Origin of the sequence: Pseudomonas weihenstephanensis, assembly GCF_016812185.1 — a bacterium.
Taxonomy (GTDB): domain Bacteria; phylum Pseudomonadota; class Gammaproteobacteria; order Pseudomonadales; family Pseudomonadaceae; genus Aquipseudomonas; species Aquipseudomonas weihenstephanensis.
In genome coordinates, this window is sequence record NZ_JAAEBV010000004.1 from 196,730 (window position 1) to 223,078 (window position 26,349).

Annotated in this window: 19 protein-coding genes and 1 riboswitch; of the genes, 8 read left to right on the top strand and 11 right to left on the bottom strand. The window is 57.9% G+C overall.

Annotated features, from left to right (window positions below; genetic code table 11):
• Positions 1 to 4: 4 nt before the first annotated feature.
• From GYN01_RS14515 to GYN01_RS14545, 7 genes are all read right to left on the bottom strand, one after another.
• A complete protein-coding gene (locus GYN01_RS14515; protein ID WP_203307348.1) occupies positions 5 to 526 on the bottom strand; it encodes a retropepsin-like aspartic protease family protein in 522 nt (173 codons plus the stop codon).
• Positions 523 to 1,503, bottom strand: a complete 981-nt coding sequence (locus tag GYN01_RS14520) for an esterase-like activity of phytase family protein (RefSeq protein ID WP_048364461.1) — start codon at positions 1,501 to 1,503, stop codon at positions 523 to 525. Before GYN01_RS14520 ends, GYN01_RS14515 begins: the two co-directional genes overlap by 4 nt.
• Positions 1,503 to 3,407 (bottom strand): DNA topoisomerase IV subunit B, encoded by a 1,905-nt coding sequence (gene parE, locus GYN01_RS14525; RefSeq protein ID WP_048364462.1) that lies wholly within the window; start codon positions 3,405 to 3,407, stop codon positions 1,503 to 1,505. Before parE ends, GYN01_RS14520 begins: the two co-directional genes overlap by 1 nt.
• Positions 3,408 to 3,459: 52 nt before the next feature.
• Positions 3,460 to 4,068 (bottom strand): YqiA/YcfP family alpha/beta fold hydrolase, encoded by a 609-nt coding sequence (locus GYN01_RS14530; protein WP_048364463.1) that lies wholly within the window; start codon positions 4,066 to 4,068, stop codon positions 3,460 to 3,462.
• Positions 4,069 to 4,179: 111 nt separating this feature from the next.
• Positions 4,180 to 4,995: a 3',5'-cyclic-AMP phosphodiesterase gene (gene cpdA / locus GYN01_RS14535; RefSeq protein WP_203307349.1), complete on the bottom strand. Its 816-nt coding sequence runs from the start codon at positions 4,993 to 4,995 to the stop codon at positions 4,180 to 4,182.
• 118 nt (positions 4,996 to 5,113) lie between these two features.
• Positions 5,114 to 5,566, bottom strand: a complete 453-nt coding sequence (locus GYN01_RS14540) for a DUF1249 domain-containing protein (protein ID WP_048364465.1) — start codon at positions 5,564 to 5,566, stop codon at positions 5,114 to 5,116.
• Positions 5,557 to 6,180: an NUDIX domain-containing protein gene (locus GYN01_RS14545; protein WP_203307350.1), complete on the bottom strand. Its 624-nt coding sequence runs from the start codon at positions 6,178 to 6,180 to the stop codon at positions 5,557 to 5,559. Before GYN01_RS14545 ends, GYN01_RS14540 begins: the two co-directional genes overlap by 10 nt.
• A gap of 222 nt (positions 6,181 to 6,402) precedes the next feature.
• Here GYN01_RS14545 and GYN01_RS14550 point away from each other — a divergent pair, with 222 nt between their 5' ends.
• Positions 6,403 to 7,152: an RsiV family protein gene (locus GYN01_RS14550; protein WP_048364467.1), complete on the top strand. Its 750-nt coding sequence runs from the start codon at positions 6,403 to 6,405 to the stop codon at positions 7,150 to 7,152.
• 148 nt (positions 7,153 to 7,300) lie between these two features.
• On the opposite strand, the gene thiC is transcribed toward GYN01_RS14550, so the two are convergent.
• Entirely contained in the window at positions 7,301 to 9,190 is a 1,890-nt protein-coding gene (gene thiC, locus GYN01_RS14555) for a phosphomethylpyrimidine synthase ThiC (protein WP_048364468.1), read from the bottom strand.
• 154 nt (positions 9,191 to 9,344) lie between these two features.
• Positions 9,345 to 9,450, bottom strand: a riboswitch (TPP riboswitch).
• Positions 9,451 to 9,623: 173 nt separating this feature from the next.
• Between thiC and GYN01_RS14560 the strand changes: the two genes are divergently transcribed.
• Positions 9,624 to 11,060, top strand: coding sequence for a TolC family outer membrane protein (locus GYN01_RS14560; RefSeq protein WP_048364469.1), 1,437 nt, complete (start codon positions 9,624 to 9,626; stop codon positions 11,058 to 11,060).
• Between the two features lie 98 nt (positions 11,061 to 11,158).
• A complete protein-coding gene (locus tag GYN01_RS14565) occupies positions 11,159 to 15,883 on the top strand; it encodes a dermonecrotic toxin domain-containing protein (protein ID WP_238936261.1) in 4,725 nt (1,574 codons plus the stop codon).
• Positions 15,884 to 15,909: 26 nt separating this feature from the next.
• Here the strand turns inward: GYN01_RS14565 and waaA are convergent, their stop codons facing one another.
• On the bottom strand, positions 15,910 to 17,187 hold the full coding sequence (gene waaA, locus GYN01_RS14570; protein WP_048364470.1) for a lipid IV(A) 3-deoxy-D-manno-octulosonic acid transferase: 1,278 nt from the start codon (positions 17,185 to 17,187) through the stop codon (positions 15,910 to 15,912).
• A 146-nt stretch (positions 17,188 to 17,333) separates the two neighbouring features.
• On the opposite strand from waaA, the gene GYN01_RS14575 reads away from it, so the two are divergent.
• The 4 genes from GYN01_RS14575 to GYN01_RS14590 all read left to right on the top strand — a co-directional run bounded on the left by GYN01_RS14575 (position 17,334) and on the right by GYN01_RS14590 (position 20,798).
• Positions 17,334 to 17,666: a DMT family transporter gene (locus GYN01_RS14575; protein WP_048364471.1), complete on the top strand. Its 333-nt coding sequence runs from the start codon at positions 17,334 to 17,336 to the stop codon at positions 17,664 to 17,666.
• A 134-nt stretch (positions 17,667 to 17,800) separates the two neighbouring features.
• The gene (locus tag GYN01_RS14580; protein ID WP_048400525.1) at positions 17,801 to 18,979 is read left to right on the top strand and encodes an NAD(P)/FAD-dependent oxidoreductase; all 1,179 of its coding nucleotides are present in this window, start codon (positions 17,801 to 17,803) and stop codon (positions 18,977 to 18,979) included.
• Entirely contained in the window at positions 18,976 to 19,788 is an 813-nt protein-coding gene (locus tag GYN01_RS14585; RefSeq protein ID WP_048364473.1) for an aldo/keto reductase, read from the top strand. The genes GYN01_RS14580 and GYN01_RS14585 overlap by 4 nt, the downstream gene beginning before the upstream one ends.
• 41 nt (positions 19,789 to 19,829) lie before the next feature.
• Positions 19,830 to 20,798, top strand: coding sequence for a hypothetical protein (locus GYN01_RS14590; protein ID WP_048400527.1), 969 nt, complete (start codon positions 19,830 to 19,832; stop codon positions 20,796 to 20,798).
• 114 nt (positions 20,799 to 20,912) lie between these two features.
• Here the strand turns inward: GYN01_RS14590 and hldE are convergent, their stop codons facing one another.
• Positions 20,913 to 22,334, bottom strand: coding sequence for a bifunctional D-glycero-beta-D-manno-heptose-7-phosphate kinase/D-glycero-beta-D-manno-heptose 1-phosphate adenylyltransferase HldE (hldE, locus tag GYN01_RS14595; protein WP_048364475.1), 1,422 nt, complete (start codon positions 22,332 to 22,334; stop codon positions 20,913 to 20,915).
• A 170-nt stretch (positions 22,335 to 22,504) separates the two neighbouring features.
• Positions 22,505 to 24,313: a lipid A export permease/ATP-binding protein MsbA gene (msbA, locus tag GYN01_RS14600; RefSeq protein ID WP_048364476.1), complete on the bottom strand. Its 1,809-nt coding sequence runs from the start codon at positions 24,311 to 24,313 to the stop codon at positions 22,505 to 22,507.
• A gap of 157 nt (positions 24,314 to 24,470) precedes the next feature.
• Between msbA and GYN01_RS14605 the strand changes: the two genes are divergently transcribed.
• Positions 24,471 to 26,348: a bifunctional O-antigen ligase/aminoglycoside phosphotransferase family protein gene (locus GYN01_RS14605; protein WP_203307351.1), complete on the top strand. Its 1,878-nt coding sequence runs from the start codon at positions 24,471 to 24,473 to the stop codon at positions 26,346 to 26,348.
• The last annotated feature ends 1 nt before the right edge of the window (position 26,349 follow it).

A 26,349-nucleotide genomic window follows, 5' to 3' on the forward strand; every position in this document is an offset into this window, starting at 1 on the left:
TCATTCAGTTCGTTGTCTGGCGCAGCAGCATGGTGCCGCCGCGCTGGGTAAATTCAAGTTTGTTTAATGCGCTCATGCCCAGCAGTACTTGTTCGCCTTCCAGCCCCGGGGCCGCCACTGCGCGTACGTTGCGCAACACGATGGCGCCCAGTTGCAGACGGTCGATTTGCGTGCGATAGCCCTGCGCCCGCCCATTGGCGGTGTTAAGGGTCACGGCCACGCCTTTGGGCAAGGCCAATTGCCGGGCTAAATCCAGCGGAACCGCCACATCGGTGGCCCCGGTATCCAGTAAAAATTCCACCGGCACATTGTTCAGGCGGCCGCTGGCGACGAAGTGACCCTGCACGTTGGCCTGCAACTTGACCTCGATGTAGCCCTCGCCCTGCTGCGAGGTCACTTCAGTGTTGGGGTTTTGCTGACGTTGTTCCCAACGCCCAAAAAACTGCGTGGCCAAGTACAAACCGGCGCAACAGGCCACGATCATAAACACACGACCAGCCCCCTTGCCCGGTGGTTGCTGGCTCATGGCTTTGCACTCCAGCCACCTTGCGGGGCAGCGAAACGCCACACGACCGGGCGCTTTTCACCATCGGCACGCACATGGTTGCCGTTGTCGACACCCACCCATGCGCCTTTGTCGTCAATGCTCAGCGCTTCGGCATTGCCGTAGGCCGAGGTGTAACGGCGGGCATCGGTCAATGCGTCCTGGGCGAACGACCAGCAGCGCTCAACCTCGCCGGTACTCGGCGTACGACGGCAAATGCGATAAGCCATGCGCTCAAGGGTAAACAGCTTGCCGTCGAACAAGGCCAGGTCGGCGAAGTCTTTGGACTGCGGTTTGGCCTTGAGTTGAACGGGCGGTTGTTCAGGCCCGGCTTCGCTCATGATCACGCAGCCGTCTTCACAATCCCACACGCTCTGTTTTTTACGCACCGTCAGCAAACCGCGGCGTTCGCGCTCTGCCGCGAGCCAGATCTGATTGCCCTGCGGGTTCACCGCAATGCCTTCAAACAAGGCGTTGAAATGCAGCAACATGCCGCTGGCGCGCGCCTGTCGAACCAGGCCCGAATCGATTTTCAGCCACGAGGCATTGCCCTGTGGCGCAACCCTCAACACCGCGGCATACGACTCGCTGACCACGTAGCGGTTGCCCGCAGCGTCGCAGGTGATGCCTTCGAAATCCAGATCGCCACCGCGCAGCGGGGCAATGGCTTTACCCATCATGCGCACGCCCCACGGCAGACCGCTTTCAGGCGGCGTGGGCACGTTGATGCTGACCTCATCGGCCAGCCACTCGGGATAACGGGTATCCAAACGGTAAATCTGATCGTCATCGCGGTCAGACACCGCCCACATTTCGCCCTGACACATCGCCAAACCCGACAGGTTAGCGCCGCGCATGCCTTCAACCGGATGCTCGGACTGCAACACCAGTTCTGGCCATGTCTGGGCCAGCACCGGTGTTGCTCCCAGCAAAAGCAGCGCCAGCAAGGCTCTGCGCATCAGGTCAGCACCTGCGCCAGGTTGCCTTTGGATTCGAGCCAGGACTTGCGGTCACCGGCGCGTTTTTTCGCCAGCAGCATGTCCATCATTTCAGACGTAGCGGCGAAATCTTCCAGCGTGAGCTGCACCAGGCGACGCGTATTCGGGTCCATCGTGGTTTCGCGCAGTTGCGGCGGGTTCATTTCACCCAGACCTTTGAATCGTGTGACCTGCGGTTTGCCACGCTTCTTCTCGGCCACCAGACGGTCAAGAATGCCATCGCGTTCCGCTTCGTCCAGCGCGTAGAAAATCTCTTTGCCCAAGTCGATGCGGTACAGCGGCGGCATGGCCACGTACACGTGACCGGCGTCGACCAAGGGCCGGAAGTGCTGCACGAACAACGCGCAGAGCAAGGTTGCGATGTGCAAACCGTCAGAGTCGGCGTCGGCGAGGATGCAGATTTTGCCGTAGCGCAGCTGGCTGATATCGGCCGCGCCCGGATCGACACCAATCGCGACCGCGATGTTGTGCACTTCCTGACTGGCCAGCACTTCGCTGCCGTCGACTTCCCAAGTGTTAAGAATTTTGCCGCGCAGTGGCAGGATCGCTTGAAACTCTTTGTCCCGCGCTTGCTTGGCCGAGCCACCAGCGGAATCACCTTCGACCAAAAACAGCTCGGAGCGCATCGGGTCTTGCCCGGCGCAGTCTGCCAGCTTGCCCGGCAACGCCGGCCCTTGGGTGATGCGCTTGCGCTCGACCTTTTTGCTGGCCTTGAGGCGGCGGCCCGCGTTGTTGATTGCCAGTTCGGCCAACTGCATGCCCAGCTCAGGGTGCGCGTTGAGCCACAGGCTGAAGGCATCCTTGACCACGCCGGAGACAAACGCCGCCGCTTCACGCGATGACAGACGCTCTTTGGTCTGGCCGGAGAACTGCGGCTCCTGCATTTTCATCGACAGCACGAACGCAATGCGCTCCCACACGTCTTCGGGCGCCAGCTTCACGCCACGCGGCAGCAGGCTGCGGAACTCGCAGAACTCGCGCATTGCGTCGAGCAAACCTTGGCGCAGACCGTTGACGTGGGTGCCGCCCTGAGCCGTCGGGATCAGGTTGACGTAGCTTTCCTGAACGCTGTCGCCACCTTCCGGCAACCACAGCAACGCCCAGTCGACGGCTTCTTTATTACCCGCCAGGCTGCCGCAAAACGGCTCGTCCGGCAGGCGCTCGAATTCGCTGACCGCATCGACCAGATAAGAACGCAGGCCGTCTTCGTAATGCCATTCGACCTTTTCACCGCTGCTTTTGTCTTCAAAGGTGACCAGCAACCCCGGGCACAATACGGCCTTGGCTTTGAGTACGTGCTTGAGGCGGCTGACCGAAAACTTGGGTGAGTCGAAGTATTTGGGGTCCGGCGCAAAGTACACGCTGGTGCCGGTATTGCGTTTGCCCACGGTGCCGACAATTTCCAGGTCGGTGGCTTTGTAGCCATCGGCGAAGGTCATCTGGTACTCGTTACCGTCGCGTTTGACCTTGACCCGAACCTGGGTCGACAAGGCGTTTACCACTGAAATACCAACCCCGTGCAGACCGCCCGAGAACTGGTAGTTCTTGTTCGAAAACTTGCCGCCCGCGTGCAGCTTGGTGAGGATCAGCTCGACACCTGACACACCCTCTTCGGGGTGGATGTCGACCGGCATGCCGCGCCCGTCGTCGCTGACTTCCAGCGAGTGGTCGGCGTGCAGGATGACGTTGACCGACTTGGCGTGCCCTGCCAGGGCTTCGTCGACACTGTTGTCGATGACTTCTTGCGCCAAGTGGTTCGGACGACTGGTGTCGGTGTACATGCCGGGGCGTTTGCGCACCGGGTCGAGGCCCGAGAGGACTTCGATGGCGTCGGCGTTATAAGAGCTAGCGCTGGGAGTGGCCATAGGGTCTCGTCGTTAGTCGTAAATGAAAAATAAGGGTCATTCGACGGGCGCCTTAAAGGGCCGCAAAGTCGATGGTTTGAAACTGTTGCGCAGCAATCCCGGCAAAACTCAGCAGCGCTGGCAATTGCAAGGCAAACCCCTGATAACTGTGATCGCCACCGGCCTGAATACGCAAGGCACATGCTGCGTAGTACTTTTCGGCGTGGCGGTAGTCCAGGGTTTCATCGGCGGTCTGCAACCACACTTGAATGCGCTGCGGGTCTTGCGGAGCCGACACTTCCAGTTCAGCCAAAGCTGTAACGTGGTCATGGGTCAGCTCCCAGGTCTGGCCGCTGTACAGGTTGGTTTGCGTCCCCAGATAGCCGTCAAACATCCGGTGCGGACTGACGGCAGGGTTGACCAGCAACGCCTTGAGGCCATGCCGCTCGGCCAGATACGTCGCATAGTAGCCGCCGAGTGAACTGCCAACCAGCAGCGGGCTGCCCAGCTCGCTGATTGCCGCATCGAGCTGCATCAGGGCCTGACGCGGGTGATGGTGCAAGGCCGGCACCTGCAACCGGTCATCAAGCCCCATTTGCTGCATCACTGACCTCAACTGCGTCGCTTTTTTCGACTCGGGCGCGCTGTTGAAACCGTGGATATACAAGATGGAACCCGACATGCCGTTACTCCCGAGAACAAATTCAGCCAGACGCAGCCTTGAGAAAGACGCGCAGTTTAGCCTGACTCGGGGTGAATGACTCGACCCATCATCTGTAAGTTTGTCCAGTACTCAATATTTACCCGCGCCATAGTCGGGTTCGAAGTCAAAGTGCGCCACACGCGACACGCCTGTCTGCAAAGTGCCATCAGGTTGCAGGCGCAGCCAGCGATAGCCGGGCGCCTCGGTGCTGACGTTGAAATCGGCGCTGTGAGGCGCGAACTGGAAGCAGGTCGAAGGCGTGGCCAGCAGCCTTAGCCCGTTGCGCTGCTGGTCGAAGGGCTGATGAACATGCCCCCACAGCACTGCTTTAACCTGCGGAAAACGGTCAATGACGGCCCAAAATGCCTCGGCGTTGAGTAGCCCGATCGGCTCGATCCATTCGCACCCCACCGCGACCGGGTGATGGTGCAGGCACACCAAATGATGGCGATCCGGGGCTTCGCTCAACGATTGCGCCAATAATTGAAGCTGGTTGTCTTCCAGATAGCCGTGGCTCTTGTTGACGACATTGGAGTGCAACAACGTGATACGCCAATTGCCGATATCGACACGCGGCTCCATCAAACGGCTTTGCACTGCGGCCGCCGCCATATGCTGGACATTGTCATGATTGCCAGGCAGCCAGCGTGCCACCGCCGCGAGCGGGTGGGTGGCCTGCCGAAAATACTGATACGCCGCAACGCTGCTATCCTGAGCCAGATCGCCGGTCGCCAGCAGTACATCGATAGACGGCTGCTCGGCGCGTACCAACGCAATCACCTGTTGCAGGCTTTGGGCGGTTTTGAGCCCTAACAGCGAGCCATCTGCATCAGCAAACAAATGGCTGTCGGACAGCTGCACCAGCAGCACCGGGTCGTCGGTGGTCAGCGTGGATACACTCGGCAAGGCAGCTCTCCCGGGAGGCGTCGATGAATGGCGCGATTATGCCACTGCGTCTTGCAGCCTGAACACCAGCTCGCACCGCGAACCCATGAATCAAAAGATCGCAGCCAGCGCCTACGGCCTAGCGCACTTGTGCGTATTCGTGACCGCACGCTAGGCAATGGCTCAACCACTCACCCAAAAACACATTGAGCTGGGCTTTTTCATCCGGCTGGTGCATGGCGTCGTTGGGGTAAGGATAGATGCTGCGAAAGCGGCGCGCGTGTTCGGCACCAATCACTTCGGCCATGCGAGCGTCGTGGTACACCTGCACCTGCAACTCTGGCACCGGCAGCCACGGCAAGCTATGTTCCTGGCGCACGCGCAACGTGCTGGTATACGGGCATTCGAGCATCACTTCGAGGGTCAGCACCCCGAGCATTTGATCACCCTGGGTCACGGCGATCCGCCGCGCGTCCGGCTGCTCGCGCATGTCGGGTAGCAAACGCATCAGGCGCGCATAGTTGGCTTCGCAAGCAGCCTGCAAGCCAATCAAGTCGACCCGATAACGGTCACGCCCCCCATTTACGACCATAGCCCCCTCACCTCCGCGCGATTAAGCGCCAGCCATTGCAAGGCAATAATGCTCGCCGCATTGGAAATCCGTCCATCTCGTACAGCTTGTAGCGCATCTTCGTACGCCCAAACTGTTACGCGGATATCTTCTGCTTCTTCTTCAAGCCCATGCAAGCCACCCACGCCTTCAGTGCTGCAACGCCCCAAAAACAGATGCACAAACTCAGTACTGCCGCCCGGTGACGGGAAGTAGCGGGTAATGGGCCATAACGAGGAGAAGGTCACGCCGGCTTCTTCTTCGCCTTCGCGGTGGGCCACCTCTTGCGGGTCAACCTCACCTTCCTTGTCGATCAGCCCGGCCACCAGTTCGATCAGCCACGGGGTATCGGTCTTGCCCATCGCGCCGACCCGGAACTGCTCGATCAGCACCACTTCATCACGTTGCGGGTCGTAGGGCAGCACACACACGACATCATGGCGCACAAACACTTCGCGACTGATTTCACAGCTCATGCCACCGGCAAACAGTTCGTGGCGCAGGCGCACGCGATCCAGTTGATAAAAACCTTTAAAACACTGCTCGCGCTTTACGATCTCGACTGTGCTGGGCGTGGCTCGGGTGATATCCGTCATGTAAAACCTCTTGCTGGCAAATGCTCGCCGGGGTGGCCCACGGCATCGCGCATCCTAACGCGCCTGCGCGCTGCGATGCAGCCCCTTTTCTGACACGGGGATAGACGGATCACCTGCAAACCAACTCTAATTGACACTATTGAGCTTAGTGGCGAACTGATGCCTTTGTGGGCAGTCGAACAACCATAATTTTTGCTTTTGTTTCGTTGATGAAGGACGACCATGTCACTTTTAAAGATTGCCTCCATGACCTGCATCGCCCTGACCCTGGGCGCCTGCCAAAGCGTGTTTCAAGCGTCTGCGCCAAAGCCGCTGGCCGTTACGCCCGATGCATCGGAGCAGCTCAAGGCCGGCTGCAAAGGCCAGGACTGCCCGCTGGTTAACATTGATACGGTGCATTTTGCGGACGAACCAAAGCTGGACGCGCTGATTGAAGCTCGCCTGCTGAAAATGACCGTCAACTCGCCGGAAGATAAATTGGCGCCGTCGCTCAATGCTTACCGTGAACAGTTTTTACGCACCGCGCAAAGCCGCTACAGCAGCTACTTGCAGGCCAAGGTACGTGAGCAGCATGACGGTCTGGTGATTGTCGAATTGTCGAGCTACCTGGACACCGGCGGCGCGCATGGCATGCCGGGGCGCGGGTTTATCAACTATTCGCGCAAAGACCAAAAAGAAGTGACCCTGCAGGACATGTTGGTGCCGGGCCAGGAAAAGGCCTTTTGGGCCGCAGGCAAAGTGGCGCACAACAACTGGTTAATCAGCACCCGCTTTGGCAATGACCCGGAATTCGTGAAGACCTGGCCGTTCCAGCAAACCCCGCACGTAGCCCTGCTCAAAGACAACGTGGTGTTGAAATACGATGTGTACAGCATTGCGCCGTACTCCGAAGGCCATGTTGAGCTGAAGATCCCTTATTCGCGTTTGAACGGGATTCTTAAGCCAGAGTGGTTCCCTGTTCAGGGCAAATAAACATCGCCCTCACCCTCCGGGAGAGGGTGAGGGTGAGGGTGAGGGGCTTTTAGCAGTAACGGCCCCTCACCCACTGCAACGCACCGGTCTGCAACACCATCAGGCAATACCGAGGAAAAACCACAGCCAAAACAGGTCGCGGTTTACATCACACTTTTTTGTACAGTTGGCTGCCTTCCTGCTTGAAGCGCTCGGCCTGTTCGGCAAGGCCTTTGGCAACATCGACGTCAATGGCGTCGATACGTTGGTTGGCGGCGTAGATGCGCACTTCCTGGGTGATTTTCATCGAGCAGAATTTCGGCCCGCACATGGAGCAGAAATGCGCGACTTTGGCCGAGTCCTTAGGCAGGGTTTCGTCGTGGTAGGAGCGCGCAGTGTCCGGGTCCAGGCCAAGGTTGAACTGGTCTTCCCAACGGAATTCAAACCGCGCCTTGCTCAACGCGTTGTCGCGAATTTGCGCACCCGGATGGCCTTTGGCCAAGTCCGCAGCATGGGCCGCAATCTTGTAGGTGATGATCCCGGTCTTCACGTCATCCTTGTTCGGCAAGCCCAAGTGTTCTTTAGGCGTGACATAACAAAGCATGGCGCAACCAAACCAGCCGATCATCGCCGCACCAATGCCCGAGGTGATGTGGTCGTAACCCGGCGCAATGTCCGTGGTCAGCGGGCCAAGGGTGTAGAACGGCGCTTCGTCGCAGCACTCCAGCTGCTTGTCCATGTTCTCTTTGATCAACTGCATCGGCACATGGCCCGGGCCTTCGATCATGCACTGCACGTCGTGCTTCCAGGCGATCTTGGTCAACTCGCCCAGGGTTTCCAGCTCGCCGAACTGCGCAGCATCGTTGGCGTCGGCAATCGAACCCGGACGCAAGCCGTCGCCCAGCGAGAAGCTGACGTCGTAGGCTTTCATGATTTCGCAGATGTCTTCGAAGTGGGTGTAGAGGAAGTTCTCTTTGTGGTGCGCCAGGCACCACTTGGCCATGATCGAGCCACCCCGGGACACGATGCCGGTCACCCGCTTGGCGGTCAGCGGCACGTAACGCAGCAACACACCGGCGTGGATGGTGAAGTAGTCGACGCCCTGCTCAGCCTGTTCGATCAAGGTGTCGCGAAACAGCTCCCAGGTCAGGTCTTCCGCCACACCGTTGACCTTCTCCAGCGCCTGATAAATCGGCACGGTGCCGATCGGTACGGGGGAGTTGCGGATGATCCACTCGCGGGTTTCGTGAATGTGCTTGCCGGTGGACAAGTCCATGACCGTGTCCGAGCCCCAGCGAATGCCCCACGTCAGCTTGGCCACTTCTTCTTCAATGGAGGACCCCAGCGCGCTGTTGCCGATGTTGCCGTTGATCTTCACCAAAAAATTGCGACCGATGATCATCGGTTCCAGCTCAACGTGGTTGATGTTGGCGGGGATGATGGCGCGACCGCGGGCGATTTCATCGCGGACAAATTCGGGGGTGATTTCCTTGGGGATGTTGGCGCCGAAGCTGTGACCGGCGTGTTGCTGGTCGAGCAAGCCCGCCGCCCGCGCCTCTTGCAACTTCATGTTTTCGCGGATGGCGACGTATTCCATCTCGGCGGTAATGATGCCCTGACGCGCATAGTGCATTTGGCTGACATTGACACCGGCCTTGGCCCGACGCGGATTTTTGACGTGGGCAAAACGCAGTTTGGTCAGTTCAACGTCGTCGAGGCGCATTTGCCCGAAGTTCGAGCTCAGCCCCGGCAGACGTTCGGTGTCCGCCCGGTCATTGATCCACGCTGATCGCACGTCGCCCAGCCCTTTGCGCACGTCAATCTGCACAGACGGGTCGGTATACGGGCCAGAGGTGTCGTAGATCAATACCGGGGCGTTGATTTCGCCACCAAAATCAGTGGGGGTCACATCCAGGCTGACTTCACGCATCGGCACCAGAATGTCGGGGCGCGAGCCCTGTACGTAGACTTTTTGCGAGCGGGTAAACGGCTTGACCGACTGCTCATCGACTTTTGCCGAGTCACTGAGATTGATCGCGTTTTTTGGTTTTGTACTCATCACGGCTCTCCAGACTGCATCCAGGCGGATTGTCGGAGGGAGAACCTGAAAAATGTACGGGTGCCCCCAAGGACTGGGTGCTGAGTGACGACCTCAAATGATTGCTCATTTTTTGAACAATCGATCCCGGACGGCACTCAAGAGGACTCGCCGGGTGACGAGAAATCTTGTTCCCTACGCAGGCGTTAACCTGATCAGGTTCAACGGGATCCGAAATTATTCGATCTCAGCCTCATAGCAAGGCACCCCGACAAGAACCCGGCCAGTCTAGACAAGAGTGACCCTGAACGCCAACCCCTGATTTTTTAACGTTACGTAAAGACGTACTAAGAGCATTGTTGCAAGGTGTCACGACTACTACACTCGCTACGTCTTGAAACCACGAGTCGGACTCGGGGGTTCATTTTCCGCATTCTTGAACTAGGGATCGCTCATGTTGCGCAAACTCTCACTGGCTGTCGCCGTGTCTTGGGCAACCAGCGCTATGGCGCTGGAGACAACGGCCCCGTTGGCCAGCCAAAATGGCCTGGTCAGCGTGTATCACGAAGCCGTTGATAACAACGCCGACCTGGCGGCGGCACGCGCCAACTACGCAGCACAAAAAGAAGTCGTGCCGCAGGCCCGCGCCGGTTTGCTGCCTAATCTGTCGGGCGGTGCCGAGTCGAGCAGTGTGCGCACCTCCATCGACCAGCCTTCGCTGACCACCACCCGCAGTGCCGTGGTGTATCAGGCGACCCTGGCCCAACCGATCTTCCGCATTGACCGCTGGTTCCAGCTCAAAGCCGCCGAGTCGGTCAACGAACAGGCCGCGCTGCAACTGTCAGCCACTGAGCAAAACCTGATTTTGCAAACCGCCGAGTCCTACTTCTCGGTACTGCGCGCCCAAGACACGCTGGCCGCAACCAAGGCTGAAGAAGCCGCGTTCAAGCGCCAGCTCGACCAGTCCCGCGAGCGCTTTGACGTGGGCCTGTCAGACAAGACCGATGTGCTGCAATCCCAGGCCAGCTACGACACCTCGCGCGCCAACCGGATTGTGGCCCAGCGCCAGGTCGATGACGCCTTTGAGGCGCTGATCACCCTGACCAACCGCCAGTACAACTCGATTGAAGGCATGCGCCACACGCTGCCGATCCTGCCGCCTTCACCCAACAACGCGAAAATCTGGGTTGAAACCGCAGCCCAGCAAAACTTGAATTTGCTGGCCAGCAATTTCGCCGTGGATGCCGCGCAAGAAACCCTCAAGCAACGCAAGGCCGGCCACGCGCCGACCCTCGATGCCGTGGCGCAGTACAAAACCGGCGACAACGACGGTTTTGGCCTGAGCAACCCCAATGCCTTGCAGCAGCGCTACAGCGGCGACGTCTCGCAACGCAGCATTGGCATTCAGTTGAACATTCCGATCTACAGCGGCGGGCTGACCAGCTCGCAAGTGCGTGAGTCGTACTCGCGGCTCGATCAAACCGAGCAACAGCGCGAAGGCTTGCGCCGCCAGGTGGTCGAAAACACCCGCAATCTGCACCGCGCGGTGAACACCGACGTCGAGCAGGTACAAGCGCGCAAGCAGTCGATCATCTCCAACCAAAGTGCGTTGGAAGCCACAGAAATCGGCTATCAGGTGGGCACGCGCAACATCGTTGACGTGCTGGACGCCCAGCGCCAGCTGTACAACTCGGTGCGCGACTACAACAACACTCGCTACGACTACATCCTCGACAACCTGCGCCTCAAGCAAGTGGCAGGCACGTTGAACCCAGGCGATCTGGATGCGTTGTCGCGCTATTTGAAAGCGGACTACAACCCTGACAAAGACTTCTTGCCCCCTGACCTGGCCCAAGCGGCGCAGGCCAATTTCCTCTCTCCGGCGAATTGACCCACGCCCTTCACTGGTTTTAACGCTAACCGCTATATCCAGATACCACCGCTCCTGGTGAGTTCAAGAGGTTAATACGGCATCGGTCGTGTGACCTCTTGGCTCTCAATACAGGAACGCCCATGTCTACAGTGACTTCAACTCCCTCTAAAGCAACACCGCTGGTCCCCGCGCAAAACGCCGTAAGGGCCCTTTTTTCAACGCCCCCATCCCTGGAAGCTGTCGCTCGCAAAATGCTGACAGACGCCATAGCGCAGCACTACCCCACGCTCAAGTTCAATCTCGCAATCACCCGTTTAGCGGTCCCTTTTGCCCATGGCGGGTGGGCCCTTCAGTCATTAATGACACGCGTCATGACCTACTTGGGCAGCGGAGCAGAACTGGACTTCAGCCCGATCAACGACAAAGCTTTTTACCTGACCGATAACGCGCCTGACGTGCTCGCCCCTGAAGAGGGTGAAATAGACATGAGCGTCATCGAAGGGTTGATCAAAGAGCTGAGTTGGCGCTTGCCCATTGGCTTGCAGAATGCGCTGACCGATTTCTGGGGTGAACCCTCAGACAACGGGGCTCACCGCTGGCAGTGGCTCAGTGATGTGCTTAAAGACACGCTGAGCATCAGGGCCTTTGAACAAGAAGATTTAACCGACAACGACCGCGATGCGCTTTATCAGGTTCTCAGTTTTCCCGAACGCGAGGAGCGAATACGCCAGTACGGTGAAAATGCTGTCCGCGCCTACTGGCTCAAATTGACGCTGGTGAACGCTGGCTCAACGTACTCAAAGCTGAGTTCACGCATCGTTTTTGCCAATACGGACCAGGTGCTGGAATACACACCGGGCAGCACCAGCCGCTCTTTTCAGGATATCGAGACCCTCAAGCAAAACTGGAGTGCTCAACTCCACCAACTGTATAGCGTTGAAGAAGTTCATTTCAAAAGCTTCGAACTGGATGGCAATGCGTTTGACGCCTGTGCCGCCGCCATCCTGAACCAGCAATTGATGGATCTGAGTTTGATCGTCCTGCCCGCTAAAACAGGCTGGCGGGCACTTGAAGCGGTTTACCTGAAGATAACTGACACGGCAGAGTTCTTTGCAGACGCGCCGACAGCTAACCCTGAAACATTACGAACGCTAAAAACTCGACTTCCGCAATGGCTGAGCAGCGCCTCAAAAACCAATCAAATCCTCTACCGCCAATACAGTCTGGCGTTATCACGCACCAAAAAAATCAATAAAGGAAAGACCTACCTCTCAGGCCTGTCCAGCCTCCACACCTATGCCGCCGATGTCCTGCAACGGCAGATGCTGCTTGATCAAAAAAAATTCGAGCCAGAATCACCCACTCAACCGGTCGAGGGTGTATTTCAGGCCGATGATATTGAGCTGACTTATTTGAAAGCGGCAGGCTTACCCGGCGCAACAGGCATCACTGAACCGGTCACCCTCACCCTGACCGAATTGGCGGTGAAGAACCTGCAAGGTATTCCCAAAGACCAAATGACCCTGCGCCACCGCCAAGGTTTCAACCTGCCTGCCTGGCTGACCCCTGACTACATAACGCGTCGCGGCGGCTTGATAGAGCAAGCTGACATCGGCAAGGCTTATCTCGAACGTGTTGAAAGCGTGCTGTTGAGTGATACAGACGATGCAAAAGCCCGCGAAAGACTTTTTGCACAGCAGATACGTGCACAACTGCCCTTAGAAGCACTTGAATTGAGCCTCAAGCAAGAAAATGGCTTTACGGCACAGGGCGCCCGCTATATGGCTGCCATCGTGCAAAGTACCCCTGAGGGCCGAAAGATCAATGGCACAACCGTGGTGATCAGGCATCTGGGGCTGCTGCGCCAAACAGGGGCCTCACCCGACATCGTCGCCAATATGTTCATTATTGAATCCAGCGATCTAGAGGACGGCCCACACATTTTGTACCGGCCCTTTTATTCGCCATCGCTGCTTGAGTTTTCCACACGCGCTGCACTGCTGGACGCAATTGCCCAACCGGGGGCATTACAAAACAGTGTATTGATCTGGCTGAACGATATTGCCCGTCCCATTTACGAAAACGGGGGGTTCAAGGAGCCCCACTTCATCCGCTTCGGGCTGGGCAGCGAATTCGCGCCTCTGGAGGCCCCCGAGCCCGCAATGCTGGTCACCAATGGCACGAGCAACGAGTTGCTTCAATTCCTGAACAACGGTCAGTTGATGCAATTCCTTTATGGCAACAATGCCCGGGCGATGGTGGCGCTGGCTGACGCTGAGTCAATATCCAATAGTGAACGCCGATGGAGCGTTTTTCTCGAGGGTGCGAGCCTTGTCGTGAACACACTGTTAGTGACACCCGTGCTGCCCCCTCCTATCATGCTGACGGCAGGTTTGCTCAGCGTAATGAATGCTGTCAGTCAAGACATTCCCGCCCTTGCCAGTAATGACACAACCGTGCGGGAGTTGGCAGCCGCCGATGTGTTGCTCAACGTAGGCATGTTGTTATTTCACCAGGCGATCAACGCCTTGCCCCGTTCGCATGTATTGCCCGAACACGTTCCCGGCCTGGTCATACAACCGTTCGCCCCCCCGCGAATAGCTGAACAGTGGCCTGAACCACCCACGCCAAAAGTCATCCCGGGAACCATTTCGCTTCCTGGCGAGCCCCCGAATACCGAAAGTACGTTACTGGATTTCAGTTTTTTTAATGCCCGTAATCGTCTGACGACCAGTCAAAAAGAACTGCTCGCGCAGTTCAAAGTTCCAGCCCCCGAAACACGCCCTCCAGCAGCCACCAGCGGCATGCACAAAGGGCAATTTTACTTTGATCAGAAGTGGCATGTCTTGATTGAGCAGGAACTGTACCCCGTTGATATGGATCCTGACGGGGCTGCGGTGATCGTTGGCGCATCGGATATCAACCATCATGGCCCCGCCGTGAGATCCGACAACAACGGCAACTGGTCGCTGGATTTACGCCTACGATTGTTAGGTGGAATGCCACCCAAACGTATCGCCGCCTACCAGCAAAAAAAATCCGCCCGTGTTAGCGAACTGCAGAGTGAGTGGCAGGCTTTTTTCAAACAAGAAGAACCCTTGCATAAAGCTGTCGACATCACGCAATCGGCAATGATAAAAGCCAAAAATGACCCGCGCTTTACCCCTGAGCAGTTGGCTTCACTGGGTGAAAAATTTGATAACGCGCTGCAAAAACAACGCAGTGCCTATCAGCAACTGCTGGAAAGCAACAAAGAGCGCATTGAATTGCAGATCCCCTTCCATGAACGGATTGTGATCTCCCTGCTACAAAAGCTGAGCGACAATCTGGTTAAGTCTTTGGCGCGCTCTGCATACAAGCAGGCCGATCTGCTCAAAGCATGGCCGCAATTCGCACGACCTGGCTTGGAAATGGAGCAAGCAAGTGAGGCAGACCCAGTAGGCTTCATGCAGTTCATCAGAGATGAAATTGCCATTAATGAACAGACTATTCAGTATCTTGAGCTCAGAAACAGTTACATCAATCAGTTATTAAACTTAAGCCCCGCAGGTGCGGAGGCGGCTGAGCAGATAACGTCCACATTCTCCAGAGATGAACATACCCCCCTGACTCTGAAGTCCTTCCAGCTTAGCTGTTTGAAGCTGGCCAGCTCCAAGCCCTCGGCGAACATTCTTGCCGAGGACAGCCTGGACCATGCCATAGACCCGCTCAGAGAGCATATTCACACCCACAACGAACTCAATACCCTGGATGTCGACGCCAGTAAGCGACTTGAAGTACTGGACAGCCTGACCCTGCATTACGGTCAGGCTCTGGATGCAATCCAAGGGATTGGTCTCATCCATGAGTCAGAGCTTGAACTCGACTACTTCAACACGCTTCGCCAACTGCTTGAAGACTTCTATCAAGACGTGACCCTGCAATTGGCAGCAGAGATCAAGCCCCCTGCAAAACCGAGTAGAAGCGCCCGCATACGCAGACCTTCCGCACGGGCAAAAGCGCAGAAAAAAGTGATCAGTGTGCGCGGCAAAGGCAAGCTGATCGGTGAGGTGAAGGCTCCAGGCCAGGAATGGCCGATAGAGGTCATTGAAGTCCGTTCCGATTACGACAACCAATTGCTGTCAACCTACTCGCAACACGGCGAGGAGTGGGTGGCCATCGAGACAGTCACTACGCCCACGCCCATAGAACGTCGTGCACTGAATATCATCAGAGGTGATGCTCGCCGGTACCTGGACAGGGTTGACGACAATCTGGGCAAGGCCAGGCAGTACAAAGCACTGTGTCGTCACCCCGAAGAAATTGAAGAACTCCTCAGCCAGCAGGCCATTAAGCTCGACAAACTTGCCACCGAACTGCACTTTAGCGTGCAGGCTCAACCCCCCTCCGTACGCGCACCTAACGATCAAATCCTGATCGACAACCTGCGAAGTGCTTATCGACGCATGTTGACCGAGGGTCAAGAATTGCGCCTGCAATTGAGCCTTGAATTACCGCCTACCCATGGCAACTTGCAACACTTGTTGGACAAAAAACGCGTACAACTTGCGAAACTCGGCAAGCGTTTCCAGCTAAAAGGTGAGCGTAAAGATTTTATTCAAGAGTACGCGGTCAATGACCGGCGAGGCGCGCCCTTGTGGTATGCCCACTTTCATTACCCTGCGGCGGATACCCCCAAGCAGGACTATGCCATTGCCCACCTTAAAACCCGGGCGCAGCGAACACTCAGTTACTACTCGCAACTGGCAGAAGCACAAAACGGGCAAGCCATCGTGAATGTTCATCGCGGCCAAATAGGTAAATCACTGGCGCAGGAATGGTTTCTCCCACTAAGCGATTAAGCAACATCATCTTGCCGGTCGATGGCTCAGCGTGAAATGAGGAGCGCCAAGCTATCGAGCAACCGTTGTAAAGCACCTTGATTGGTTTGCATCACTTTCAATCCGGCCTCACCCATTTGCTGTGCATCGTGTGGTAATTCAAAGAGACGCTGCACCGCAATGGCCAGGCCGTGGGCATCATCTACCTCTTCCAGCGCGCCCGCCTCACGTAACAAGGCGGCGATTTCAAGGAAATTGAACAGATGCGGCCCGCTCAATACGGGCTTGGCCAAGGCCGCCGGCTCTAACAGGTTATGACCGCCATTTGGCACCAAACTGCCACCGACAAATGCACTGTCAGCCACCGCGTACAGAAACAGCAGTTCGCCCATGGTGTCACCCAGCAGCACATGGGTATGTGAATTCACCGGCGCGTTGGCAGAACGTCGCGCTGTGACGAAGCCTTCGCTCTGGCACAGCGCAAACACGTTATTGAAACGCTCGGGATGACGGGGGACCAATATCAGCAGCGCATTCGGATAACTGGCAAGCAACTGACGATGTGCCGCGAGAACGATTTCGTCTTCGCCTTCATGGGTGCTGGCGGCAATCCATACGGGCCGCTCCTGTGCCTGCCAGTGTTCGCGTAACGCTCGGGCTTTGATCAGCAGTTGCGGGTCAATGGTCAGGTCAAACTTGATCGAACCTGTGACCTGGACACACTCGGGCTGTGCGCCCAGTTGGCGAAAGCGTTCGGCTTCGGTTTGGGTCTGAGCGGCGATCAAACGCATCTCTTGGAGCATTGGTCGGGTCAAACTGGCAAAGCGAGCGTAGCCTTTGGCCGAGCGTGCAGAAAGGCGCGCATTGGCCAATGCCACAGGAATGCCGCGCTTGGCGCACTGGTGGATGTGGTTAGGCCAGAGTTCGGTCTCCATGATGACGGCCAGCTTGGGCTGCACACGCGCCAAAAAGCGCGCGGCCGCCCACGGCAAATCGTAAGGCAGGTAGCAATGCTGAATGCGCGGTTCGTCGGCGAACAGGGCTTGAATACGCTCTGAACCTGTCGGCGTCATGCACGTCACCGTAATGGGCAACTGTGGATAACGCGTGAGCAACGCCCGAATCATCGGCGCCGCGGCAATGCTTTCCCCCACAGACACCGCGTGTACCCAAATCCCGCCCGGTTGCAGCGTGGGCAGGTTCAACGCAAAGCGCTCGCCTATTCGCTTGGCGTACGCAGGCGCCTTGCGCGCTCGCAGCCACAACCGAATCGCCACCAGTGGTAGCCCCAGATGAAACAACAAGGTGTACAGAGTTCTATTCATGGGCGCGGAGTTTACTTGAAAACGACACGCACAATGATGGCACCGAACACGACCATCGCCCGGCGATATAAAAAAGGCTACACACTTTTACAACCTCTAGAATGCCTTGCTGTTAAATTGCCTCGCCTCATATTCAGGACCTCATCATGAACGCTTACTACTACTTGGCCATCGCCATTTGTGCCGAAGTGATTGCCACCGTATCGATGAAAGCGATCAAGGGTTTGAGCACCCCCCTGCCACTTGTCCTCGTGATTGCCGGTTACGCCACCGCCTTCTGGATGCTGACACTGGTGGTGCGCACCATTCCCGTAGGCGTTGCCTACGCAGTGTGGGCCGGTATGGGGATTGTGATGGTGAGCATCGCGGCCTTATTCATCTACGGCCAAAAACTCGATGTACCCGCCATCTTGGGCATGGGTTTGATCGTGCTGGGCGTGGTGGTCATTCAGTTGTTCTCCAAAACCGCCGGCCACTGAAACACGCCCCTCCTGTAGCAACTGCCTGAGGGGCGCAGCCTCGCGCAGCACGGATCTAGCTGCGACAGGGAAAAGGCCAGGTTGAGGATCAGGCTGTATACTCCCGGCCTTGTCTTTGAACGCTGAGGTCGCCCATGCCATCTGTTATTTCCACCGACGTGCTGATTGTCGGCGCGGGTATTGCCGGCCTCTGGCTCAATGCACGCCTGCGTGCCCAAGGGTTTTCGACCCTGGTGGTCGAGCGCGAAAGCCTGGGCGGCGGCCAAAGTGTGAAGTCTCAAGGGATCATTCACGGCGGCGCCAAATATGCGTTGCACGGCGCGCTGACTGGCGCATCCGAAGCCATTGCCGACATGCCGCGTCGCTGGCGCGAAGCCCTGGCCGGTGACGGCGAGCTGGACTTGAGCGGCGTACGCATTCTTTCCCAAGCCCACTATCTGTGGTCACCGGGCACGCTGGCTGGCAACCTCACCAGTTTTTTTGCCAGCAAAGCCGTGCGCGGCCGCGTGGATCAGGTCAAGGGCGATCAATTACCGCCTGCGCTGCAAGACCCGCGCTTCAAGGGCAAGGTCTATCGACTGGCCGAACTGGTGGTCGACGTACCGAGCCTGATCGAACGCCTGGCAACGTTGGCGGGCGATGGCCTGTTGGCCGGGCACATCATCGAACCGTTGTTTGCGAACAACGAACTGGTGGGCCTGCGGGTCGACGGCCGCGAGATTCATGCGCAGCGCATTGTGTTCAGCGCGGGTGCCGGGAATGCCGAGTTGCTGGCGAGCGCCGGTATCAGCGTGCCCGCCCAACAGTTGCGACCTCTGCACATGGTGCTGGTCAAAGGGCCGACTCTAAAACCCTTGTACGCCCACTGCCTGGGGGGCGGCCCCAAGCCGCGCATCACCGTGACCACGCACCCGGCAGCCAATGGCGAGTGGGTGTGGTATTTGGGCGGTGACATCGCTGAAGCCGATGGCGTGGCCCGCGAACCTGGCGAGCAGATCGCCGTGGCGCAAAAAGAGTTGGGCCATTTGCTGCCGTGGGTCGACCTGAGCCAGGCGCAATGGGCGACGTTACGGGTCAATCGCGCTGAGCCAGCCCAATCAGGCCTTGTGCGCCCGGACAATGCATTCCTCGCCGACCAGGGCCGCCTGCTGGTGGGTTGGCCCACCAAGCTGGCGCTGGCACCTGACTTTTCGGATCGCGTGCTGCAAGCACTGGAACATGACGGCATCAAACCGGGCCAGCCCCCTGCCCTGCCTGCTGATTTGCCGCGCCCTGCACTGTGTAAAACCGCGTGGGAGCAATTGCTGCCATGAGCCAGGCGACTTTGCACGACCTGCATCGCCCACTGGGCAGCACCGGCCTGTTCGTCTCCCCACTGGGGTTGGGCACCGTCAAGCTGGGCCGTGATCAAGGGGTGAAGTACCCCAGCGGCTTTCAAATCCCGGATGACGACGACGCGCGCAGGCTGCTCAAGCTGGCGCGTGATATGGGCATCAACCTGATCGACACCGCGCCCGCCTACGGGCGCAGTGAAGAACGCCTTGGCCCGCTGCTGCGCGGCCAACGTCAGGACTGGGTGATCGTCAGCAAAGTCGGCGAAGAGTTCGTCAACGGTGAATCAAGCCACGACTTCAGCGCGCTCCACACACGGCGCTCGGTCGAACGCAGCCTGCAACGTTTAGAAACGGATTTCATCGATCTGGTACTGGTGCATTCCGACGGCAATGACCTGGCGATTCTCAATGAATGTGAGGTTTACCAAACGTTGGCCGAGTTAAAGCGTGAAGGTAAGATTCGTGGTTTTGGCTTGTCGGGCAAAACCGTAGAAGGCGGCCTTAAAGCCCTGGAAACCGGTGACTGCGCGATGGTCACGTACAACCTCAACGAGCAGGCCGAAAAAACGGTGATCGACTACGCCGCCGCTCACGGCAAAGCGATTTTGGTCAAAAAAGCCTTGGCCAGTGGCCACGTCTGCTTAAGTCCGGGGGTGGACCCGGTGCGCGCCAGCTTCGAACTGGTGTTTGGCCATCACGGGGTTGCCAGTGCTATTGTCGGCACCATTAATCCTTTGCACTTGGCCCATAACGTGGCAACTGTTGCGCAGGTGCTGCGCAAATCCTGATGCCGCCCACGCGGCCGACCCCGACGCAAGAAGGAGCCGACATGCCGCGTTCACTCATCCGCAAGAACCCCAGCGACTTCAAAACCTTGCCGCTGTTCGTCGAAGCCACGCCTGAGGGCCTGAGCTATCAAAGCGTCGGCATGCCGCTCAACTTTGCGCAAACCCTGCAAAAGCGCCGACAGGTCAATGTGACCGACACCGAGCGTTTTGGCCTGGAGCTGGCGAACCTCGGCGTGTCCGTACGCCTGACGCTGCAATGGCAAGGCCGTGATTATTGGGTGCTGGTGCGCCAACGGCGTCAGGACCGTGGCGACGTAGTACTCAAACTGATCTCAGGCTACGTGCCGGCCCACGAGGTGAATCTACCGTTGCATACGGCCATTCAGGAGGTGGCTGAAGAGTGCCTGCTCGAAACCCCGGAAGGCTGGCTGGGAGGTCGTTTTAATGAGACATGGCTTCCAGCGCCCTACATCAGCGCACTGCATTACCGCGAAGCGCTGCCTTTTCGCCTGACGCCCAACTCAGGCGCGGCGCGACCCGTACGGTGTGGCAGCCAGCCTTTGCTCGAACGCCCCAGAGCGTATGTGCATTTACCCACTGCGTCCCTGCAACTGATCTATGACCTGCGCCTTGAAGTGCCCAAAGAAGCCAAATCGTTGAGTTTGTTTCATGTCGATGAGCGTTTGGAGGGTGATCAATTGGTCGCCCGGCTGGATCGCAAGCGACCTGATTTGTACCTCATCCCCCTGACAGACGGCCAGCCGTGCGCCGAGTTGTACACCCTGAGCAAAGACCGCTTACAAGCTGCCAGTACACGCGGACTGTATTTGGCGGAGAGCTTTGCGCCGCAGGACGGCTGGGTGGTGCGCGATGAGCGGATTCGCTGGAAGGACTGGCTCAAACAGCAGGGCTTGAGCGAAGCGGGTAAAGAGTCGCGGCTCAAGCGCTTGACGGGAAAGGCACGGCAGATATTCAGGAAGGTGGTGAAAACCAAAAGCCCCTCACCCTAACCCTCTCCCGGAGAGAGAGGGAATTGAGCATGTTGATGCGTGATTTTGCACAAGACGTTAGCCCTGATCGTCTCGATCAGCCCACTCTCGGTTGGGGTGAGGGCAAGGCGGTCATCACTGACCGCGAATCTTCTCGACGATGGCCGTGGTCGAGCTGTTCTCAACCAGACCCAGCACTTTCACTGTTCCACCATAAGACGCCACGATGTCAGCACCCACCACTTGGTCGATGCCATAGTCACCGCCTTTGACCAGCACGTCAGGCTTGACCTGAGCCAGCAGGTTTTCCGGTGTGCCTTCGGGAAAGCTGATGACCCAGTCCACCGCGCCCAGTCCGGCCAATACCGCCATGCGCCGGTCGACACTGTTGATCGGGCGACCCGGGCCTTTCAAGCGACTCACAGAAGCGTCATCGTTAACCGCAACGATCAAGCGATCACCTTGGGCACGCGCCTGTTCCAGATAGGTCACATGCCCCGCGTGCAGGATGTCGAAACAGCCGTTGGTGAAGACGATTTTCTCGTTGTGAGCGCGTGCGTCGTCGATGGCCAGCAGTAGCTGATCGAGGCTCAAGACACCGCGCTCCGAGCCTTCTTCGCGCTGTATGGCACGGCGCAGTTCCGGGGCGCTGATGGCCGCCGTGCCCAGCTTGCCCACCACAATACCCGCAGCCAGATTGGCCAGCGCTACGGCGTGGGGGAGCTCTTCACCCGCAGCGATGGCCGCGGCCAGCGTAGAGATCACGGTGTCACCCGCGCCGGTCACGTCAAACACTTCACGCGCACGCGCAGGCAAGTGCATGGCCGCAAAATTTGGGCGCAACAAGGTCATGCCGTGCTCGCCACGCGTCACCAGCAATGCCCCCAAATCGAGGTCAGCCATCAATTTGGCCCCCTTGGACACCAGCTCGGCTTCATCGGCGCAACCGCCGACGATGGTTTCGAACTCACTCAGGTTTGGCGTAATCAGGCTGGCTCCCCGGTAGACCGAGAAGTCCTTGCCCTTGGGGTCGGCCAGCACCGGGATGCCTTTGGCGCGTGCGGCCTGGATCAGCACCTGGTGGTTTTTCAACGCACCTTTGCCGTAGTCCGACAACACCAGCACCTTGATGCCTTCAAGCAAGCTGTCGACTTCGGCGCCCAGTGCCAATGCATCCGTGGCAAAGGGTTCTTCAAAATCAATACGCAGCAGTTGCTGGTGACGGCTCATGACCCGCAGCTTGACGATGGTCGGCTGGTGCGCAATGCGCTGGAACAGTGCACGAACACCCGCGCCTTGCAGGCTGTTGGCCAGGCTGTCGGCGGCTTCGTCGTCACCGGTCACGCCCACCAACGAGGCAGGTGCACCCAGTGCAGCAATGTTGAGCGCAACGTTGGCAGCACCGCCCGGACGGTCTTCGATCTGCTCGACTTTGACCACCGGCACTGGCGCTTCAGGGGAAATCCGTGAGGTTCCGCCATGCCAATAACGGTCGAGCATGACATCGCCTACCACCAAGACAGGGGCTTGATCGAATCGCGGCATGGACAACTTCATGGAGAACCCACATACAAAATGAACAGGGGCGCGATATTAACACAGGGTGAACGCTGGTCAGTTCACGGTATTAATCGCAAGGAATGAGAATCAGACGTGACTTACAAAACCTGCGCTCACTGACACACAGGTCTGTGCAGGAGATGGGCGAACCCACCTCCTGCACAGGATCAGGCGATGTCGCCAGACGCCAACGGCGCATCAAGCCCCAAAGAGTGCAGGCGAGCGTAGTAACCGTTTTGCGCCAACAGCTCGGCATGGGTACCGCGCTCAACGATCTGGCCCTGGTCCATGACCAGGATCATGTCGGCTTTTTCGATGGTCGAAAGACGGTGCGCAATCACCAGGGTGGTGCGGCCTTTCATCACATGATCCAGTGCGGCCTGAATGTGACGCTCGGACTCGGTGTCGAGTGCCGAGGTCGCTTCATCCAGAATCAGCAGCGGGGCATTTTTCAGCAAGGCGCGGGCAATCGCCAGACGCTGGCGCTGCCCCCCCGAGAGCAATACGCCGTTTTCACCGACCTGAGTGTCCAGGCCCTGGGGCAGTTGCTCGATGAAGTCCATCGCATAGGCGTCGCGCGCAGCCTTCTCGATATCGGCCCGCGGCGCGCCTGCCAGGTCACCGTAGGCAATATTGTTGGCCACGGTGTCGCTGAACAGAGTGACGTGCTGGGTCACTTGCGCAATATGACGACGCAGATTGAGCAGGCGGTACTGCTCGATATCAATGCCATCGAGCAGAATTTCACCCGAGGTGTGATGGTAAAAACGCGGAATCAGGTTGGCCAGCGTTGACTTGCCGCTGCCCGAACGCCCCACCAATGCCACCATCTGGCCCGGCTCGGCAATGAACGACACATCCTTGAGCACCTGGCGATCGGTGTCCGGGTAGGTGAAGTTCAGGTTGCGCACCTCAAGGCGACCGCTGACGTGGTCGCGCTCAACGGTGCCGGTGTCGACTTCCGGTTTTTCGTCCAGCTGTTCGAAGATGCTCTCAGCGCCCGCCACACCCTTCTGGATCGTGGAGCTGACTTCGGACAATTGACGAATCGGCTTGGGCAGCAGGCCCGCCAGGGTGATGTAGGCAATCATGTCGCCCGCCGAAGCGTCGCCGCGCATGTACAGCACCAAGAACATCAGAATGCCCATGGCCACGTAGATCACCAGTTGCAGCATCGGCGTGTAGATCGCCCCGGTACGGGTCATGCGCAACTGTTTATCGGTGTTGCTCTGGCTGGCTTTCAGAAAGCGTTTTTGCTCGTAGGTTTCGCCGCCGAAGCTGCGCACCACGCGATAACCCTGGATGGTTTCCGAGGCCACGTGGGTGACGTCGCCCATCGCTACCTGAATCTTCTTGCTCTGCTTGCGAAATTTCTTGCTGGCCGTGCTCACCATGACCGCGATCAGCGGCAGGATAGCGATCATCACCAGCGTCAGGCGCCAGTTCATCCACAGCAACGATGCAAACAGGAACACCACGGTCATGCCTTCGCGGATGACGACCTTGATCGCATCGGTGGCAGCACCGGTGACCATGGTCACGTTGAAGGTGATGCGCGAAATCAGATGGCCTGAGTTGTGTTTGTCAAAATAGCGGTTAGGCAGCACCAGCAGGTTGTTGAACAACTGAACCCGCAGGTCGTGAACCAGTCCTAAAGACACCTTGGCCAGGAAGTAGTTACCCAGGAAGGAGCCCAAGCCTTGCCAGGCCGCGATCAGCACGATCAATAGCGGCACCGCTTGCAGCAGGCGCAAGTCGCGCAAGTACGGCACAGACGGGAACAGCACCGCATCCGGGTTGGACAGGCCGTCAACAAAGTACTTGAGGATGTAACCCAGCATGGGCTGAGTGGACGCAAAAATGAGGAAGCCGACAATACTCAGCAGAAACAGACCGATATAAGGCCGGACATAACTGAGGAGGCGCAGATAGATCTTCAAGCTCGATTCGCTTGAGCTGGGGCTGGATTCGGTCATATCACGCGACAGTTGTGAAAAAAGGTTGCTGACTTTATCACAGCTTCTCTGGTGTACTGCCAGCCGGTTGGGACAAGGTCTCACAGGACGCCTAAAACGACATTAAATGGCCATTAAGTTAATATGACCATCCAAAACCTGGAATGAACCTTTCAGCATGCAATTCAGTTACTTGAGCTACTCAAAACATCGGATGTTCGATTTCATTTGCCTGTGGCTACTGCCAATCGGGCTTTTTTTGCTTCTATCTGATTTGTATTTTGTGCCTGACCGCAGCATCCATCACAAACTGTATTACGGTTTATTCAGCATTCCGACGTTGATTGCCCTCCTGCTGCGTCCGCGGGAGATGAAAACGCTGTTGCAGGAACCCCTGATCCTGGGCCTGCTGGCGTTTATCGGCTGGTCAATGTTCACGCTGATATGGAGCCCCACCGCCGACAGCGCACTTGGCCTGCTCAAGCCGCCGCTGCACATTTTGATGTTGTTTCTGGGCTGTTCTCTGTTGGTCAAATACCGCAGTGAAAGCCTGCAACCGATATTCTTTAGCGCCGCCGTTATCGCGATGCTGATCACGCTGTATAACCTCTACGTGTTTGCCGGGGAGTGGTCGCCCGACATCCCCGAGCAACGCATGATTGGCGCCGGCGCCTTCGATAACCCGTTGCTCAGTTCCCACGCCTTCGGCTTTTTCTGCATCTATTGGCTGACGCTGGGCATGACCAGCAAGCGCAAGGCCATCGTCATGGCGGCGGCACCTGCGTTTCTCATCATGTTTGCCGCCTTGCTGGCTACAGGTTCGAGAACGCCGCTGGTGGCGGTTGTCCTGAGCATGGTCTGGCTCAGCTTCATATGCTGGAATCGCCGCTCTCTGGCCTTGATCGGCATGCTCACAGCAGGCGCCGTGGTGGTGCTCGCGCTGTTCTCAGAGATGATCTTTCTTCGCGGCAGCTCGTTCCGGCTGGACATCTGGCGCATGGCGCTGGAGCTGATCGCGCAACGACCGTTTGTCGGCCACGGGTATGAAGCACCTTTGGCGTTTGATGTGCCGCAAGTGGGTTACACCCTGAGTGAGCCGCACAACTTCGCCCTGGGCGTGCTCTATTACGTTGGCATCATCGGTTTCATTCCGTGGGCGTTCATGCAGGTGTGGGGGCTTTACAGCAGTTGGCGCCAGCGCGTTAACCCTTTGTTCATTCTGGCTTCTGCCTGGCTGGTGTACGGCATCGGCGCCGCGTTGACCGAGGGCGGGGGAATCTTGCCGCGACCTAAAGAACACTGGTACTTGCTGTGGATTCCACTGGCACTGATCGCCGCGTTAAGCATTAGCCAACGCCTCAAGACCTTGCTCGACCGCCCCGTGAAGCGCCTGAACAACACTGACTACAGTGCGCTGCTAACCCATGCAAAAGTGATCGAGGAAGACGGTCTGGGGCCCAAAGTTCTGCGCCTTGAGAACGGCAGCTTCCTGAAACTGTTTCGCGAGCGCCGCAGCTATACCTCCGGCAGCTTCAACCCCTACTCCCAGCGTTTTGCCGTCAACAGCGAACGCTTGCAAGCGATGGGTGTTGCCGCCCCCAGGATTCTCGACCTGTACCTGTTTGCCGATGGCAGCAGCGGGGTGTTGTATCAGCCATTGCCGGGGCAAACGCTGCGCCAGGTGATGCAGTCGATGGGTTCGGGCGCCATGCGCCAGGCACTGGTGGAGCGCTTCGGCAAGTTCCTGGCACTGCTGCACGACAAGGGCGTTTACTTCCGCTCGCTGCACTTGGGTAACGTGTTGCTGATGGACGATGGCGAGTTTGGTTTGATCGACATCGCCGACCTGCACGTCTATCCGTCTTCACTAAGGCTGGCCTTGCGTCAACGCAACCTGCGCCACATGCAGCGTTACCCCGAAGACCGCCGCTGGCTGTTTGAAGAACAGCTGCAAGCGTTACTCGACGGTTACGCCGCCCTGGCCCCGCCGATTGCGGTAGGCCGCCTGAGGCAACAGATAGAACAGCTGGGCCGCACTGAGAGCACTGTCAGTTGAG

Coding starts and splice junctions, on each gene's coding strand:
- GYN01_RS14550 (WP_048364467.1), top strand. CDS start 6,403: ATGTCACTTTTAAAGATTGCCTCCATGACCTGCATCGCCCTGACCCTG.
- msbA (WP_048364476.1), bottom strand. CDS start 24,313: ATGACCGAATCCAGCCCCAGCTCAAGCGAATCGAGCTTGAAGATCTAT.
- waaA (WP_048364470.1), bottom strand. CDS start 17,187: ATGAATAGAACTCTGTACACCTTGTTGTTTCATCTGGGGCTACCACTG.
- parE (WP_048364462.1), bottom strand. CDS start 3,407: ATGGCCACTCCCAGCGCTAGCTCTTATAACGCCGACGCCATCGAAGTC.
- GYN01_RS14515 (WP_203307348.1), bottom strand. CDS start 526: ATGAGCCAGCAACCACCGGGCAAGGGGGCTGGTCGTGTGTTTATGATC.
- GYN01_RS14585 (WP_048364473.1), top strand. CDS start 18,976: ATGAGCCAGGCGACTTTGCACGACCTGCATCGCCCACTGGGCAGCACC.
- GYN01_RS14520 (WP_048364461.1), bottom strand. CDS start 1,503: ATGCGCAGAGCCTTGCTGGCGCTGCTTTTGCTGGGAGCAACACCGGTG.
- hldE (WP_048364475.1), bottom strand. CDS start 22,334: ATGAAGTTGTCCATGCCGCGATTCGATCAAGCCCCTGTCTTGGTGGTA.
- GYN01_RS14540 (WP_048364465.1), bottom strand. CDS start 5,566: ATGGTCGTAAATGGGGGGCGTGACCGTTATCGGGTCGACTTGATTGGC.
- GYN01_RS14605 (WP_203307351.1), top strand. CDS start 24,471: ATGCAATTCAGTTACTTGAGCTACTCAAAACATCGGATGTTCGATTTC.
- GYN01_RS14545 (WP_203307350.1), bottom strand. CDS start 6,180: ATGACGGATATCACCCGAGCCACGCCCAGCACAGTCGAGATCGTAAAG.
- GYN01_RS14575 (WP_048364471.1), top strand. CDS start 17,334: ATGAACGCTTACTACTACTTGGCCATCGCCATTTGTGCCGAAGTGATT.
- GYN01_RS14580 (WP_048400525.1), top strand. CDS start 17,801: ATGCCATCTGTTATTTCCACCGACGTGCTGATTGTCGGCGCGGGTATT.
- GYN01_RS14590 (WP_048400527.1), top strand. CDS start 19,830: ATGCCGCGTTCACTCATCCGCAAGAACCCCAGCGACTTCAAAACCTTG.
- GYN01_RS14530 (WP_048364463.1), bottom strand. CDS start 4,068: ATGTCGGGTTCCATCTTGTATATCCACGGTTTCAACAGCGCGCCCGAG.
- GYN01_RS14560 (WP_048364469.1), top strand. CDS start 9,624: ATGTTGCGCAAACTCTCACTGGCTGTCGCCGTGTCTTGGGCAACCAGC.
- thiC (WP_048364468.1), bottom strand. CDS start 9,190: ATGAGTACAAAACCAAAAAACGCGATCAATCTCAGTGACTCGGCAAAA.